Origin of the sequence: Metallibacterium scheffleri, assembly GCF_002077135.1 — a bacterium.
GTDB classification, from domain to species: Bacteria; Pseudomonadota; Gammaproteobacteria; order Xanthomonadales; family Rhodanobacteraceae; genus Metallibacterium; species Metallibacterium scheffleri.
The window spans coordinates 1,708,199-1,722,366 of sequence record NZ_LDOS01000002.1; the positions used below are offsets into that span (position 1 = coordinate 1,708,199).

At 69.9% G+C, this 14,168-nt stretch carries 11 protein-coding genes; 8 read left to right on the plus strand and 3 right to left on the minus strand.

All coding sequences use genetic code 11. The annotated features are described in order from the left end of the window. Nucleotides 1-552, minus strand: a complete 552-nt coding sequence (locus Mschef_RS13105) for an LPS-assembly lipoprotein LptE (protein ID WP_176212459.1) — start codon at nucleotides 550-552, stop codon at nucleotides 1-3. Between the two features lie 74 nt (nucleotides 553-626). Next, a complete protein-coding gene (gene dapE / locus Mschef_RS13110; protein WP_081130035.1) occupies nucleotides 627-1,760 on the minus strand; it encodes a succinyl-diaminopimelate desuccinylase in 1,134 nt (377 codons plus the stop codon). A gap of 281 nt (nucleotides 1,761-2,041) precedes the next feature. On the opposite strand from dapE, the gene Mschef_RS13115 reads away from it, so the two are divergent. The 3 genes from Mschef_RS13115 (at nucleotide 2,042) to Mschef_RS13125 (ending at nucleotide 7,715) form a co-directional block, all read left to right on the plus strand. After that, the gene (locus Mschef_RS13115) at nucleotides 2,042-3,061 is read left to right on the plus strand and encodes a YncE family protein (RefSeq protein ID WP_081129116.1); all 1,020 of its coding nucleotides are present in this window, start codon (nucleotides 2,042-2,044) and stop codon (nucleotides 3,059-3,061) included. Nucleotides 3,062-3,167: 106 nt separating this feature from the next. Further along, a complete protein-coding gene (dnaE, locus tag Mschef_RS13120) occupies nucleotides 3,168-6,698 on the plus strand; it encodes a DNA polymerase III subunit alpha (protein WP_081129118.1) in 3,531 nt (1,176 codons plus the stop codon). Between the two features lie 57 nt (nucleotides 6,699-6,755). Then, nucleotides 6,756-7,715 (plus strand): acetyl-CoA carboxylase carboxyltransferase subunit alpha, encoded by a 960-nt coding sequence (locus Mschef_RS13125; protein ID WP_081129121.1) that lies wholly within the window; start codon nucleotides 6,756-6,758, stop codon nucleotides 7,713-7,715. A gap of 196 nt (nucleotides 7,716-7,911) precedes the next feature. Here Mschef_RS13125 and Mschef_RS13130 read toward each other — a convergent pair whose 3' ends face one another. After that, nucleotides 7,912-8,937 (minus strand): isocitrate dehydrogenase, encoded by a 1,026-nt coding sequence (locus tag Mschef_RS13130; RefSeq protein WP_081129124.1) that lies wholly within the window; start codon nucleotides 8,935-8,937, stop codon nucleotides 7,912-7,914. Between the two features lie 152 nt (nucleotides 8,938-9,089). Between Mschef_RS13130 and Mschef_RS13135 the strand changes: the two genes are divergently transcribed. From Mschef_RS13135 to Mschef_RS13155, 5 genes are all read left to right on the plus strand, one after another. After that, nucleotides 9,090-9,527 (plus strand): hypothetical protein, encoded by a 438-nt coding sequence (locus Mschef_RS13135; protein WP_081129126.1) that lies wholly within the window; start codon nucleotides 9,090-9,092, stop codon nucleotides 9,525-9,527. Beyond that, nucleotides 9,524-10,105, plus strand: coding sequence for a Maf family nucleotide pyrophosphatase (locus Mschef_RS13140; protein ID WP_081129129.1), 582 nt, complete (start codon nucleotides 9,524-9,526; stop codon nucleotides 10,103-10,105). Before Mschef_RS13135 ends, Mschef_RS13140 begins: the two co-directional genes overlap by 4 nt. 173 nt (nucleotides 10,106-10,278) lie before the next feature. Beyond that, nucleotides 10,279-11,223 carry an AAA family ATPase gene (locus tag Mschef_RS13145; protein WP_081129131.1) on the plus strand — a complete coding sequence of 315 codons (945 nt, stop codon included), beginning with the start codon at nucleotides 10,279-10,281 and terminating at the stop codon, nucleotides 11,221-11,223. Continuing rightward, nucleotides 11,220-12,179 (plus strand): DUF58 domain-containing protein, encoded by a 960-nt coding sequence (locus Mschef_RS13150; protein WP_081129133.1) that lies wholly within the window; start codon nucleotides 11,220-11,222, stop codon nucleotides 12,177-12,179. The genes Mschef_RS13145 and Mschef_RS13150 overlap by 4 nt, the downstream gene beginning before the upstream one ends. After that, the gene (locus tag Mschef_RS13155; RefSeq protein WP_081129134.1) at nucleotides 12,176-14,131 is read left to right on the plus strand and encodes a transglutaminase TgpA family protein; all 1,956 of its coding nucleotides are present in this window, start codon (nucleotides 12,176-12,178) and stop codon (nucleotides 14,129-14,131) included. The genes Mschef_RS13150 and Mschef_RS13155 overlap by 4 nt, the downstream gene beginning before the upstream one ends. Nucleotides 14,132-14,168: the final 37 nt, after the last annotated feature.

Genomic DNA, 14,168 nt, shown 5'->3' on the forward strand with positions numbered 1-14,168 from the left:
TCAGTCGTGTCCGGGTGCCGACGCTGCGCTGGACGCCGCCGCCGGCGTGCCGACCACGCTGCCACCCTGCGCCTGCAGGCGCATCAGGATGGCCTGCGCCATGTCGTCGACCAGGCTGCGCTGGATCTGCTCCTGCTGCCCGGCGTTGCCGATGACCTGGGTCGGGCTGAAGTTGAAATCGCGCGACATGCGCACCGTCTGCAGCGGCACCAGCAGCTTGCCATCCGTGCCAAGCACCTCGAACTCGACGCGGTAATACACCACGTACTCGCTGACACTGGCATAACCGGTCAGCGTCAGCGCCTGCGTGTTGAAACTGTTCACCGGCACGCGCAGCGTGGCGATGCCGGGACCGCCGTGATCCTCCAGCGTGACGCCGGACAGGCGCAGCGCGGTGGCCAGTTGCCGGGTCAAGGCGTTGTCACCGGAAACATCCAGATGCATGCGCTGCAGCGCCGGCGCCAGTTGCGCGCTGCGGCGCAGATGAAACCCGCAGCCACTCAGCAGCAACGCGCTCAGCGTCAGCAGAACCAGGCGGCGAAGCATCGGCATGTTCATGCGCGTCGGCGTGTGCGGCGAAGGAAGCCGCATGATAACCGCGGCGCGCGTGCAACGGCCCGCGGCGCTCAGGGCGTGACCAGCAGCCGCTCGGCGATGGCGGAAAACAGTCCCGGCAGACGTTCGAGCTCATCCAGTGCGATGTGCTCATCGACCTTGTGGATGCTGGCGTTGAGCGGGCCCAGTTCCACCACCTCGGCGCCCAGCGGGGCGATGAAGCGCCCATCCGAGGTGCCGCCGCCGGTGCTCAGTTCGGGCTTGATGCCGAGTTGCTGCTGCAGCACCGCGCACACCGCGCGTCGCAGCGGGCCGTCCTGGGTGAGAAATGGCGTGCCGCTCTGGCGCCAGTCGATCTGGTAATCGAGACCATGCCGGCGCAGCACCGACTCCAGCCGCGCGCGCAATTCCTCTGGCGTGCTGGCGGTGCCGTGGCGGAAATTGAATACGGCCTGCAGCGTGCCGGGAATCACGTTGTCGGCGCCGGTGCCGGCGTTGAGGTTGGAGATCTGGAAGCTGGTCGGCGGAAACGCCAAGTTGCCGGCGTCCCAACGCATCGCGGCCAACTCGGCCAGCGCTGGCGCGGCCTGGTGGATGGGGTTGCGCGCCTTCTCCGGATACGCCACGTGGCCCTGCACGCCGCGTACCCGCAGCGTGCCGGTGAGCGAACCGCGCCGGCCGATGCGGATCAGATCGCCCAGGCGCTCACGCGAGGACGGTTCGCCGACCACGCACCAGTCGATGCGCTGCCCGCTCTCGCGAAAATGCTGCGCCACGCGGCGCACACCGTGCTCGGCGATGCCCTCCTCGTCGCTGGTCAGCAGCAGCGCCACGCTACCGGCGTGGTGCGCATGCCGCGCGACAAAATCCTCCAGCGCCACGCACATCGCCGCCACGCTGCCTTTCATGTCGGCGGCGCCGCGCCCATACAACCTGCCGTCGCGCACAACGGGCTCGAACGGCGGGCTCGCCCAGGCCGATTCCGGTCCGCTGGGCACCACATCGGTATGCCCGAGGAACACCAGCACCGGACCATCGCCACCATGCGTGGCCCACAGGTTTTCGACCTCGCCGAAAGGCAGCGCCGTGCAGCGAAACCCCGCACGCGCCAGCCGCGCCGCGAGCAGCGCCTGGCAACCGGCATCGTCCGGCGTCACCGAACGACGGCGGATGAGCTCCTGGGCAAGTTCGACGACGTCCGACACGACTCCTCCGACGCGCATGCGCGGGCCATGGCCTGGCCACTGCGCAAGCATCCGCAGGCAGCATGACGAACGCAAGCACCATGGCATGAGGCCAGCGCTCCCGATCCCGTATCCGCCGCATGCGACGACGCCATGGCGGGTGCGCACCGCCGCGGCCGGCGCCGCGACGCCGCCACCGCGCAACCTTACCGGTTCATTACGGCGTGCGCGGGCGATCGATCTTGTCATCGTGCGCAGGCCAGACTTGCGCACCACGTCCGGCTCTACCGAGGAATCCCGCCATGCATGCCCTGGTTTCGCGCCTCCCACACCTCGCTTTGCTCAGCCTGCTCGCCTTGCCGATGGCGGCCGCGGCGACGCCGCCGGCCACCACGCTGCTGCGCATTCCCGGCGGCGCGCAGGGCCTGGGTTTCGACGACATCGGTTACGTCGCCGCGCTGGATCGCATCGTGGTGCCGGCCGCGCAAAGCGGCGCGCTGGTGCTGATCGATCCGCGCGATGACGCACTGCGTGTGCTGCCCGGCATCACCCCGGCCGGTGGCGCCGGCAAGGGGCACGACGCCGGCACCACCTCGGCCAGCTATGGCGCGGGCCTGCTGTTCGCCAGCGACCACGACGCACAGGCGCTGCTGGCGGTGAATCCGGTCAGCGGCACGGTCGTTGCGCGCGCCGCGCTGGCCGCGCAGCCCGACTACGTACGCTACGTGGCGCCGCTCCGGCAGGTGTGGGTGAGCGAGCCGCACGCACGCCAGATCGAGCGCTTCGCGGTCAGCACGGGCGCACATCCGGCGCTGCGCCGGCTGGGCGTGATCGCGGTGCCGGGCGGCCCCGAGTCGCTGCTGATCGACGCCGGCACGGGCATGGCCTACACCAACCAGTGGCGCGACCACACCCTGGCAATCCCGCTGCGCGATCCGCACGTGGCCGCACGCTGGCCCAATACCTGCACCGGCAGCCGCGGCCTGGCGCTGGATGCCGCGCAACACACGCTGTTCGTCGGTTGCCAGGAAGGCAAGGTGGTGGCGCTCGATCTCGACGCCAACGGCAGGATCATCGCCAGCGCGCCGGTGGGCGCGGGCGTGGACATCATCGCCTGGAATCCGCTGCTCCGGCATCTGTATGCGCCAGGCGCGATCAGCGCAACCATGACCGTGCTGGGCTACGACGGCCACGGGTTCACCGCCCGCGCCAGCGTGCCCACCGCCGCGCACGCCCACTGCGTGACCACGGATGCGCGCCACCAGGCATATGTGTGCGATCCCGGCGCCGGCGCGCTGCTGCTGTACCGCGACCCGCGCTGACGACCCGAGCCAACGCCGCGGCGCATCGCAGCGCGCGCGACACTGTCAAGCTTGCCGCTCCCGTGGGCGCTGGCTAGGCTCTCGTGATTGCATCACGCGGATCGCCATGAGCCCGGGCTTCATCCATCTGCACGTCCACAGCGAATACGCGCTGACGGACTCGATCATCCGCATTCCCGACAAGCCCGAGTACGGCGATCCGGCCACCGCGCCACGGCCCAACCTGATCAGCCACGCGCGCCGGCTGGGCCTGCCGGCGCTGGCGCTGACCGACGACAGCAACCTGTTCGCGCTGATCAAGTTCTACAAGGCGGCGCAGGCCAATGGCATCAAGCCGATCGCCGGTTGCGACATCTGGCTGCGCCACGACGGCCACGGCGAGGCGCGGCGCCTGACCCTGCTGTGCCAGGACCACGCCGGTTATCTGAATCTGTCGCGACTGATCTCGCGCGCCTGGCGCGAGGGCCAGCAGGGCGGCCGCGCGATCGTCGCCGAGCACTGGCTGGATGGCGCCAGTGACGGCCTGATCGCCCTCGCCGGCCATGCCAGCGCGCTGGCGCAAAGCGCACTGACCGATCAAGCCGACAGCGTGCTGCTGCAGCGCCTGCGCCAACGTTTTCCCGAGCGCCTGTATCTGGAGCTGACGCGCTGCGGACGCGCGCACGAAGAAGACTGGATCGGCGCCGCGCTGGCGCTGAGCGCGCGCCACGACCTGCCGCTGCTGGCCAGCAACGACGCGCGTTTTCTCGAACGCGAGGATTTCGAGGCGCACGAGGCGCGCGTGTGCATCCAGCAGGGCCGCGTGCTGGCCGATCCCAAACGCCCGCGCGAGTACAGCCCCGAGCAGTACCTGAAATCCACGCGCGACATGCGCGCGCTGTTCGCCGATTTGCCCGAGGCGCTGGACAACAGCGTCGAATTGGCCAAGCGCTGCAACCTCGAACTGCACTTCGGCACCTATCACCTGCCCGCGTTCCCGACCCCGCCGGGGGTCACGCTGGAGCAACACATCAGCGCCAGCAGCAGCACGGGCCTGGCGCAGCGCCTGGCGCGCCACGGCGCGGCCGGCACGCACACCGAGGCCGATTACCACGCGCGCCTGCGTACCGAGCTGGACGTGATCGTGCGCATGGGTTTCGCCGGTTATTTCCTGATCGTGGCCGACTTCATCAACTGGGCCAGGCGCAACGACATCCCGGTGGGTCCGGGGCGCGGCTCCGGCGCCGGCTCGGTGGTGGCCTGGGCGCTGGGCATCACCGACCTGGACCCGCTGCAGTTCGGGCTGCTGTTCGAGCGTTTCCTCAATCCCGAACGCGTATCCATGCCGGATTTCGACGTGGACTTCTGCATGGACCGCCGCGACGAGGTGATCGATTACGTGGCGCGCAGCTATGGCCGCGACCAGGTCAGCCAGATCATCACCTACGGCAGCATGGCGGCCAAGGCCGTGGTGCGCGATGCCGGGCGCGTGCTTGGTCACGGTTACACCTTCGTCGATTCGATCGCCAAGCTCATCCCCAACGCACTGGGCATCTGTCTGGCCGATGCGCTGGGCGAATCCGATGAAGCCGCGAAAAGGCCGGATCTGGTTTCCGCCGAGCTGGTGCAGCGCAACCGCGACGAGGACGAGGTGCGCGAGCTGCTGCGGCTGGCGCGCACGCTCGAGGACCTGGTGCGCAATGCCGGCAAACACGCCGGCGGCGTGGTGATCGCGCCGGGCCCGCTCACCGATTACTCGCCGCTGTACGCCGAACCGGGCGGCGGCGGCCTGGTCACGCAGTTCGACAAGGACGACGTCGAGGCCGTGGGCCTGGTCAAGTTCGACTTCCTCGGCCTGCGCACGCTGACCATCATCGACTGGACGGTGAAGGCCATCAATGGACGTCGCACCGGGTCCGGCGAAGCGCCGCTGGACATCACGCGACTGCCGCTGGATGACCCCGCGCCCTACGAGCTGCTCAAGCACGCGCGCACCGTCGCGGTGTTCCAGTTCGAATCGCCGGGCATGCAGCGCATGCTCAAGGAAGCCAAGCCGGACCGCTTCGAGGACATCATCGCGCTGGGCGCGCTGTTCCGCCCCGGCCCGATGGACCTGATCCCCAGCTTCGTCGCGCGCAAGCACGGCCGCGAGCCGGTGACTTATCCCGACGCGCGCGTCGAGCCGATCCTGCGCGAGACCTACGGCATCATGGTCTACCAGGAGCAGGTGATGCAGATGGCGCAGATCGTCGGCGGCTATTCGCTGGGCAACGCCGATCTGCTGCGCCGCGCGATGGGCAAGAAGAACATCGAGCAGATGGCCAGGGAACGCGCCAAGTTCATCGCCGGCGCGGCCGCGCACGGGGTCGAGGAAAACAAGGCCGATGCGATCTTCGACCTGATGGAGAAGTTCGCCGGCTACGGCTTCAACAAGTCGCACGCCGCGGCCTATGCGCTGGTCAGCTACCAAACCGCGTGGCTGAAGGCGCATTACCCGGCCGAGTTCATGGCCGCGACGTTGTCCTCGGACATGGAGAAAACCGACAAGATCGTCACCTTCCTCGACGAATCGCGCGCGCTGGGCTTGAGCATGCTGCCGGCGGATGTCAACGCTTCGGCGTGGATGTTCGTGGCGGTGGATGCGCGCAACATTCGCCATGGCCTGGGCGCGCTCAAGGGCGTCGGCCGCGCGGTCAGCGAAGCCATCGCGGCGGAGGCCGCGCGCCAGCCATTTCGCGATCTCGGTGATCTGTGCCGGCGCGTGGGCAGCACGCGCGTCAACAAGCGTGTGCTGGAAGCGCTGATCCAGTCCGGCGCCTGCGACGCGCTGGACGCCGATCGCGCCACGCTGTGGGCGCAGATCCCCGACGCCTTGAAAGCCGCCGAGCAGCATGCGCGCGCCGCCAGCGCCGGGCAGCACGGCCTGTTCGGCGGCGATGACGATGCGCCCGAGCCGCTGCCGCGCCCGCGCGTGCCGGCGTGGACGCTGGAGCAGCGCCTCAACGGCGAGCGCGCGATTCTGGGCTTTTATCTCAGCGGTCACCCCACCGATGCCTGGCGCAGCCTGTTCGCGCAACTGGTGCCCTGCGCGCTGGGTGACATCGCCAGGGAGTGGAAGCCGCCACCCGAGGCGCGCAACGGGCGTCCGCTGGATGTCGCCTGGACCGCCGCCGGGCAAGTCGTCGACGTGCGCCGCCGCCGCGACGACCTGGCCATCGTGCAACTGGAGGACGCCAGTGGCAGCCTCGAGGTCATCGTCGCGCAGGAAGTTCTGCAGGAAGCCCAGGCGCTGCTGGTGCCGGGTGCGCTGCTGGTGGTCGAGGGTGGGCTGCGCATGAGCGATTTCGGTCTCGGCCTGCGCGCGCGGCGCGTGCACACGCTGGACGACATCTGCCGGCGCCGTGGCCGCCTGCTGCGCGTGCAGGTGCAGGACGTGCAGCGCGGTTTCGCAGCGGCGCTGTCCAGCGCACTGGCGGCGTGGCGCGGCGGCAGCGCGCGCGTATTGCTCACCGGCTATCGCAATGCGCAAGGCCAGGCCGACGTGCTGCTCGACGATACCTGGGCGGTGACCGCGCACCCGGATCTGCTGCGTGCGCTGGCGCAGATGCCGGGCGTGATGCAATGCGAGTTGCTGCTCGCGCGCGGCACCGAAGGTTGATTCTTCGATGCGGGACCTGCCGTTATACTACCGGCCTTTCTTGTCGAACGGCCTCGAATGAACCCGAACTTCCTCGATTTCGAGCAGCCGCTGGCCGAGTTGCAGTCGCGCATCGAGGCCTTGCGCCAGACCGGCGCGGGGCAGGCGCTGGATCTGGATGAAGACCTGGTCAAGCTCGAGGACAAATTGCGCAAGCGCACCGCGGAGATCTTTCGCGAGCTGACGCCGTGGCAGATCACCCAGCTCTCGCGCCACCCGGCGCGGCCGTACACGCTGGATTATCTCGGCGCGATCATGCGCGAGTTCCACGAACTGGCCGGCGACCGCTTCTACGCCGACGACGCCGCCATCGTCGGCGGTCTGGCACGGCTGGAAGACACTCCGGTCATGGTGATCGGCCACCAGAAAGGTCGCGACACGCGCACCAAGATCCGCCGCAACTTCGGCATGCCGCGCCCCGAGGGCTACCGCAAGGCGCTGCGCCTGATGCAGACCGCCGAGCGCTTCGGCGTGCCGATCCTGACCTTCATCGACACACCCGGCGCCTACCCCGGCGTCGGCGCCGAGGAGCGCGGCCAGTCCGAGGCGATCGCGCGCAACCTGCTGGAAATGGCCGCACTGAAGGTGCCGATCATTTGCACGGTGATCGGCGAGGGCGGCTCCGGCGGCGCGCTGGCCATCGGCGTCGGCGACCGCACGCTGATGCTCGAATACAGCACCTACTCGGTGATCAGTCCCGAAGGCTGCGCCTCGATCCTGTGGAAAAGCGCCGACAAGGCCAGGGACGCCGCCGAACAACTGGGCCTGACCGCGCCGCGCCTGCTCGAACTGGGCCTGGTCGACTCCGTCATCCCCGAGCCGCTGGGCGGCGCGCACCGCGACCCCGAGGCGATGGCCGCGACACTGAAAAAAGTGCTGCTGGATACGCTGCGCGAAGTCATGCGAATCCCCACCACGGAGTTGCTCGAGCGCCGCTACCAGCGCCTGCGCGGCTACGGCGCCTACAGCGAAGGCTGAGTTCGCGCGCCAGTGGTTCACCCTGCTTGATCGCACGTCCTGCGTGAATGGGAACCCGCGCCGCGGCAGCGACACGGAACAGGGCAACCTTGCCAGGCGCCACGCAAGAACAGGCGCTCACGCGCAACACGCGCTCAGGCAAGTGCATACCCCCAAGCCGCGCCATGCACCCATCATCGGCAACGCGCGCCGAAACTCAGGCCGCCGCGCGCGTCTGCAGGCGTTCGATCAGCGCATCGGCGAAGCGCTCGCTGCTGCCGCTGCCGCCCAGATCCGGGGTCATGCGCGGGTCGGCCGCCGCCAGCGTGGCGCGGATCGCCGCGCGCACGCGCGTGCCCTGCGCCACTAGATCGAGATGATCGAGCATGTCGGCCGCGGCCAGCAGCAGCGCGCAGGGATTGGCGATGCCCTTGCCGGCGATGTCCGGCGCCGAGCCGTGCACGGCCTCGAAAATCGCCGCGCCGCTGCCGATGTTGGAGCCCGGCGCCAGACCCAGGCCACCGACCAAGCCGGCGCAGAGATCGGACAAAATGTCGCCAAACAGGTTGGTGGTGACGATCACGTCGAACTGCTCGGGGCGCATCACCAGTTGCATGCAGGTGTTGTCCACGATCATCTCGTTGCAGGCGATCTCGGGGTAATCCCTGGCGATCTCGCGCGCCACGTTGAGGAACAGGCCCGAGGTGGTCTTCATGATGTTGGCCTTGTGCACCACGGTGACCTTCTTGCGGCCCTTGCGCCGCGCCAGCTCGAAGGCATAGCGCACGATGCGCTCGGAGCCGCGCCGCGTGATGCGGATGATCGACTGCGCGGTTTCGCCGTCGGCCGACACCGTCTGGCCCTCGCTGAGGTAGGCACCCTCGGTGTTCTCGCGCACGGTGAGGATGTCGATGCCGCTGTAGCGCGCCTTGGTGTTGGGGAAGCTGATCGCCGGGCGCACGTTGGCATACAGGTCGAAGCGCCGGCGCAGTTCGACATTGAGCGACGAGAAGCCATCGCCGATGGGCGTGGTCAGCGGACCCTTCAAGGCCACGCCGCAGGCACTGATCGCATCCAGCGTGGCTTGCGGCAGCAGCTCGCCCTGTGCTTCCAGCGCGGCCATGCCGGCTTCGGCGAAACGGTAGTCCAGACCGCAGCGCAGGCTGTCGAGCACACGCAGTGTGGCCTGCACGATCTCCGGGCCGATGCCGTCGCCGCGAATCACCGCAATGGTCTTGCTCATGGAATGCACCTCGGGGCACATATGCGCCCGCACAGCCCGCCATTATCGGCGAGGGCGGCGGTCGCGCTCAAGGCACGCCGGCAGCAGCGCACAGCGCGGGTTTACCCGCAGCGGCGGCTGCGGCAGACTCGCGGCTCATCGAGGAGGCCCGCGTGTCGTCGTCCAGCATTCTGCTTGCCAGCGCCGGCGCACTCCTGCTGCTCGCGCTTGGCGCCATGTTGCAACTGCTGCGGCTGCGCCGCCGCGGTGCGCTGCTGCAGGATCTGCACGCGCTGGCCGATGCGCAGGAAACCGCGTTGCGCGCGCTGCGCACGCAACTGGCCTCGGCACACGCCGAGATCATCACGCTCACCGATCAACCTGCGCCGTACGCCGACGCGGCCGCGTTCACCGCCGCGCTGCGCGAGCAACTGGCGCATCGCCTTTGGCTGCGCGACCACGCCGCGCGCGCACCGCTGCCCGAGTTGCGCCAGGCGCTGCGCGATTGGCGTGGCAGCGCGCGCGCGCTCAGCGAGGATGCCGCCGCGCTGCGCGCCGCGCAGCACGAACTGACCCGCGCCAGTCACCAAGGCATCTCTCCAAGCCCATGAATCGCAGCCTGATCCTCGCCTCGACCTCGTCCTATCGCGCCATGCTGCTGCGCCGGCTGCTCGACGACTTCCAGCAGATCGCGCCGGATTGCGACGAGCATGCCCTGCCCGGCGAGGCGGTGGCCGCGCAGGCGCAGCGTCTGGCCGCGGCCAAGGCCGCGAGCGTGGCCGCACGCCATGCCGATGCGCTGGTGCTGGGCTCGGACCAGCTTGCCGAACTGGATGGCCAAGCCGTAGGCAAGCCCGGCACGCATGCTGCCGCGCACACGCAGCTCGCCGCCGCCAGCGGCCGCACGCTGCGGTTTCATACCGCGTGGTGCCTGCTCGACGCGGCCTCCGGCCAGCGCTGGCAGGGCTGCGATGTGACCCGCGTAAACTTCCGCGCGCTGGCAGCGCCCGAGATCGAGCGCTATCTGCAGCGCGAACGCCCCTACGACTGCGCCGGCAGCTTCAAGAGCGAAGGTCTGGGCATCGCCTTGTTCGAGCGCATCGACAGCAGCGATCCGACGGCGCTGATCGGCCTGCCGCTGATCGCGCTGGCGGCGGCGCTGCGCGCGGCGGGCCTGCCGGTGCCCTGAGCGGCTGGGAACAAATCGCCCACCCGCTGCGACCGTCGCCAAACGCCCATGCCGACGGCGGTCGAATTTTTCCCAGCCACTGAGCCCGCACGCCCGCATCCTCACGCGCAGCACACCCGACACCGCGCGGTCACCGCTAGACTCGATCTTCCCAGCACTCCCGGATCGCCCGCATGCCCGATTCCAGCCCACAAGCCGACCTGGCACCGCTCGCGCGACTGCCACCTGCGCTGGCGCAGGTCAACGCGCTGGTACTGGGCAAGGCGCATGTCGTGCGCCTGGGCTTCGCCTGTCTGCTGGCCGGCGGGCATCTGCTGCTGGAGGACATCCCCGGCGTCGGCAAGACCACGCTGGCGCACGCGCTGGCGGCGACCTGCGGGCTGGGCTTCCAGCGCGTGCAGTTCACCAGCGACCTGACCCCGGCCGACATCATCGGTGTCGGCATCTACGAGCAGGAGCAGCGCCGCTTCAAGTTCCACCCGGGGCCGCTGTTCACCGAGCTGCTGCTGGCCGACGAGATCAATCGCGGCACGCCCAAGGTGCAAAGCGCGCTGCTCGAAGCCATGGCCGAGGGTCAGGTGAGCGTGGAGGGTGAAACGCGTGCGCTGCCGGGGGTATTCACGGTGATCGCCACGCAGAATCCGCTGGACCTGGCTGGCACGTTTCCGCTGCCGGACTCGCAACTGGACCGTTTCCTGATGCGTCTCAGCCTGGGCTATCCGGATGCCGCGGCCGAGCGTGCGCTGCTGACCGGCGGCGAGCGCCGTGTGCTGCTGCGCGAAACCAGGTCCGTGCTCACCGCCGCCGACTTGCTGGCGCTGCGCGAGCGCGTGCGCGCGGTCGGCGCCAGCCCCGCCGTGCTCGAATACCTGCAGGCGCTGCTCGGCGCCAGTCGCGATCATCCCGAGATTCGCGTCGGCCTGTCGCCGCGCGCCGGACTGGCGCTGCTGGCCGCGGCGCGCGCCTGGGCGCTGCTCGGCGGACGCAGCTACGTGATGCCCGAGGACGTGCAGGCGGTGTTCATCGCGGTGGCCGCGCATCGCCTGCAACCGCAGCGCAATGCCGAGCGCGTGGCGCTGGCCAGCGCGCTGCTGGCCGAGGTCAGCGTGCGCGCATGAGCCTGCTGGCGTCGCTGCGCGCGCGCCTCGCGCGGCGTCACCCCAGCCTGCTGCGCCAGCGTCCGCGCGAGGCGCTGCCGATCGAACTCGGCCAGCGCCGCATCTACGTGGTGCCCACGACCTTCGGCATCGGCTTCGGCGCCATGCTCATCGTCATGCTGCTGGGCGCGCTGAACTACAACAACAACGCCGCGCTGCTGCTCACCTGTCTGCTCGGCGCGGCTTGTGCGCAAAGCATGTACGGCGCGTTTCGCGCACTGCACGGCCTGCGCCTGGAGGCGATCCGTGCCGGGTATGCCGAAGCCGGACAGATGCTGCGCGTGGAACTGCGTTTCACCGCGCCACGGCGCGCGCACGCCGGTCTGTGCCTGCATGTCGACGCCACGCGCCACGATTTCAGCATCGCGGCCGACACCGCGCTGAGCCTGCCGATCAACCTGCACACCGGGCGCCGCGGCTGGCTGGACCTGCCCGCGCTCAAACTCGAGAGCACCTGGCCATTCGGCCTGTTTCGCGCGTGGAGCTGGTTGCGCCCGGATGGGCGCGTGCTGGTGTATCCGGCGCGCGAAGCCGCGGGACCGCCGCCGCTGGGCAGTGGCGCGGAGTCCATGCCGGCGCCGCGCAGCCATGAACTGGGCGAGGATTACGCCGGGCTGCGCGCCTACCAGCCCGGCGATTCGCCGCGCCGCATCGCCTGGAAGGCCAGCGCGCGCAACGCCACCCTGCTGCTGCGCCTGCACGAACCGCCGGATGCGCAGGCGCTATGGCATCTGCGCTGGAACGCGCTGCGCGGGCTCGACTCCGAAACCCGCATCATGCGCCTGGCGCGCTGGGTGGACGAAGCGCAACGCGGCGGCCAGCGCTGGCAACTGGACCTGCCCGCGCAAAGCCTCGGCCCGGATGCCGGCAGCGCGCATTACCACGCCTGCATGAGCGCGCTGGCGTTGCTGCCATGAGCGCGGCCAGAGTTCCCGCGCCACGCCCGGACGCGCGCAGCTTCGGCCTGCTCAGCCTGACCGTGGCCACCACGCTGGCGCTGCACGCCACGCACCTGCCGCTGTGGCTGAGCCCGCCGCTGGCCCTGCTGCTGGCGCTGCGCTGGCTCGGCTTCCGCCGTGGCCGGCGTTTTCCGGCGCTGCTGCGCTACGCGCTGGTGCTGATGCTGCCGCTGGGCGTGATCGCCACGTATGGCACGCTGTTCGGGCGCCTGCCCGGTGCCGCGCTGGCGGTGGGATTGCTGGTGCTCAAGCTCACCGAAACCGAGACCCGCCGCGATGTGCACATCGCCGTGGCCTTCGCCGCCTTCACCTTGATGAGCGCGCTGCTGTTCGGCCAATCGCTGCTGCAGACGCTGCTGGTGTGCGCGGCGCTGGGGCCGGCGCTGGCCACGCTGCTGGCGCTGCAGCCCAGCGCCGGCGCCACGCGCGCGATCCTGAAAACCGCCGCGCTGCGCCTGGCCGCGGCGCTGCCGGTGACGCTGCTCGCGTTCGTGCTGATCCCGCGCCTGGCCACGCCGCTGTGGGGCGCGCCGGGCATGCAGCAGGCGCGCACCGGGATCAGCGCGAGCATGTCGCCGGGCGCCATCGGCCAGTTGCTGGTGGACGACAGCCCGGCGTTCCGTGTCGGTTTCGACGGACCGATCCCGCCGCGCGCGCAGCGCTATTTCCGCGCCGTGGTGTTGTGGCACTTCGATGGCCGTACCTGGACCTCCGGCAGCGCCGCGCGGCACCTGCCGCTGGAGCCGCTGCAGGCGCTCGGCTCGACGCAGCGCTACACGATCAGCATGGAGACGACGCGGCAAACCCTGCTGCCGGCGCTGGACATGCCGCTGCAGGCGCCGACTGCTACGCGCTTCACCGCCGCGCGCACCCTGCTGGCGGACAGGCCCGTCGACCATGGCCTGCGCTACACGGTGAGTTCGGCCACGGCCTATCGCCTGCAGCCGCGCCTCGGCGCGCACGAACGCGCGCTGGGGCTGCAATTGCCCGGGGATGACGATCCGCGCGCGCGCGCGCTGGCCCTGCGCTGGCGCACGCGCTACGGCGACAATCCGGTCGCGATCATCGACGCCGCGTTGCGCCGCTTTCACGACGATGGCTACCGCTACACCCTGACGCCGCCACCGCTGGGACGCCAGCAGGTCGATGATTTCCTGTTCGACACGCGCGCCGGCTTCTGCGAGCACTACGCCTCGGCGTTCGTGTTCCTGATGCGCGCCGCCGGCATTCCCGCACGCGTGGTGGCCGGCTACCAGGGCGGCTATGCCAATCGCGCCGCCAATTACCTGCTGGTGCGCCAGGCCGACGCCCATGCCTGGGCCGAAGTGTGGTTGCGCGGGCGCGGCTGGGTGCGCGTGGACCCCACCGCCGCGGTACGTCCAGACCGCATCAGCCTGGGTGCCATCGCCGCCGCGCAGGGCGCCGGCGCGCGCTGGTACCAGGCCGCCTGGCTGGTCGGCCTGCGCGATCGCATCGACGTGCTCAACCGGCTGTGGGACCAATCCGTGGTCGGCTTCAACGCGCTGCGCCAGCGCGGCCTGCTGACGCGCTTCGGCGTCGACCCGCAGCGCTGGCAATCGGTGGCGCTGGCGCTGGGCGGCGCGTTGGCCGTGGCGCTGGCGTTCGGACTGGCGTTGGCGCTGCGCGAGCCTGCTGGCGAGCGTGATGCGCTGGGCCGCGCCTTCGATCGTCTGCAACGGCGCCTGACGCGGCGCGATCATCCGCGCCTGTCGGGCGAGGCACCGGCGCATTACCTGACCCGTGTCGCCGCCGATTTGCCTGCGGAGCAAGCCGCGGCGCTGCGCGCATTGTCAACGCAATTCGTACGATTGCGTTACGCATCCACACAGCCTGCGCCTCGCTTAGCGGTGCGTGACTGGATACGCCGTGCGCAGGAATTAAAGCCCTGAGTTGTGGTCGAATGGGCGTTGCCGGAGAAACATTTCT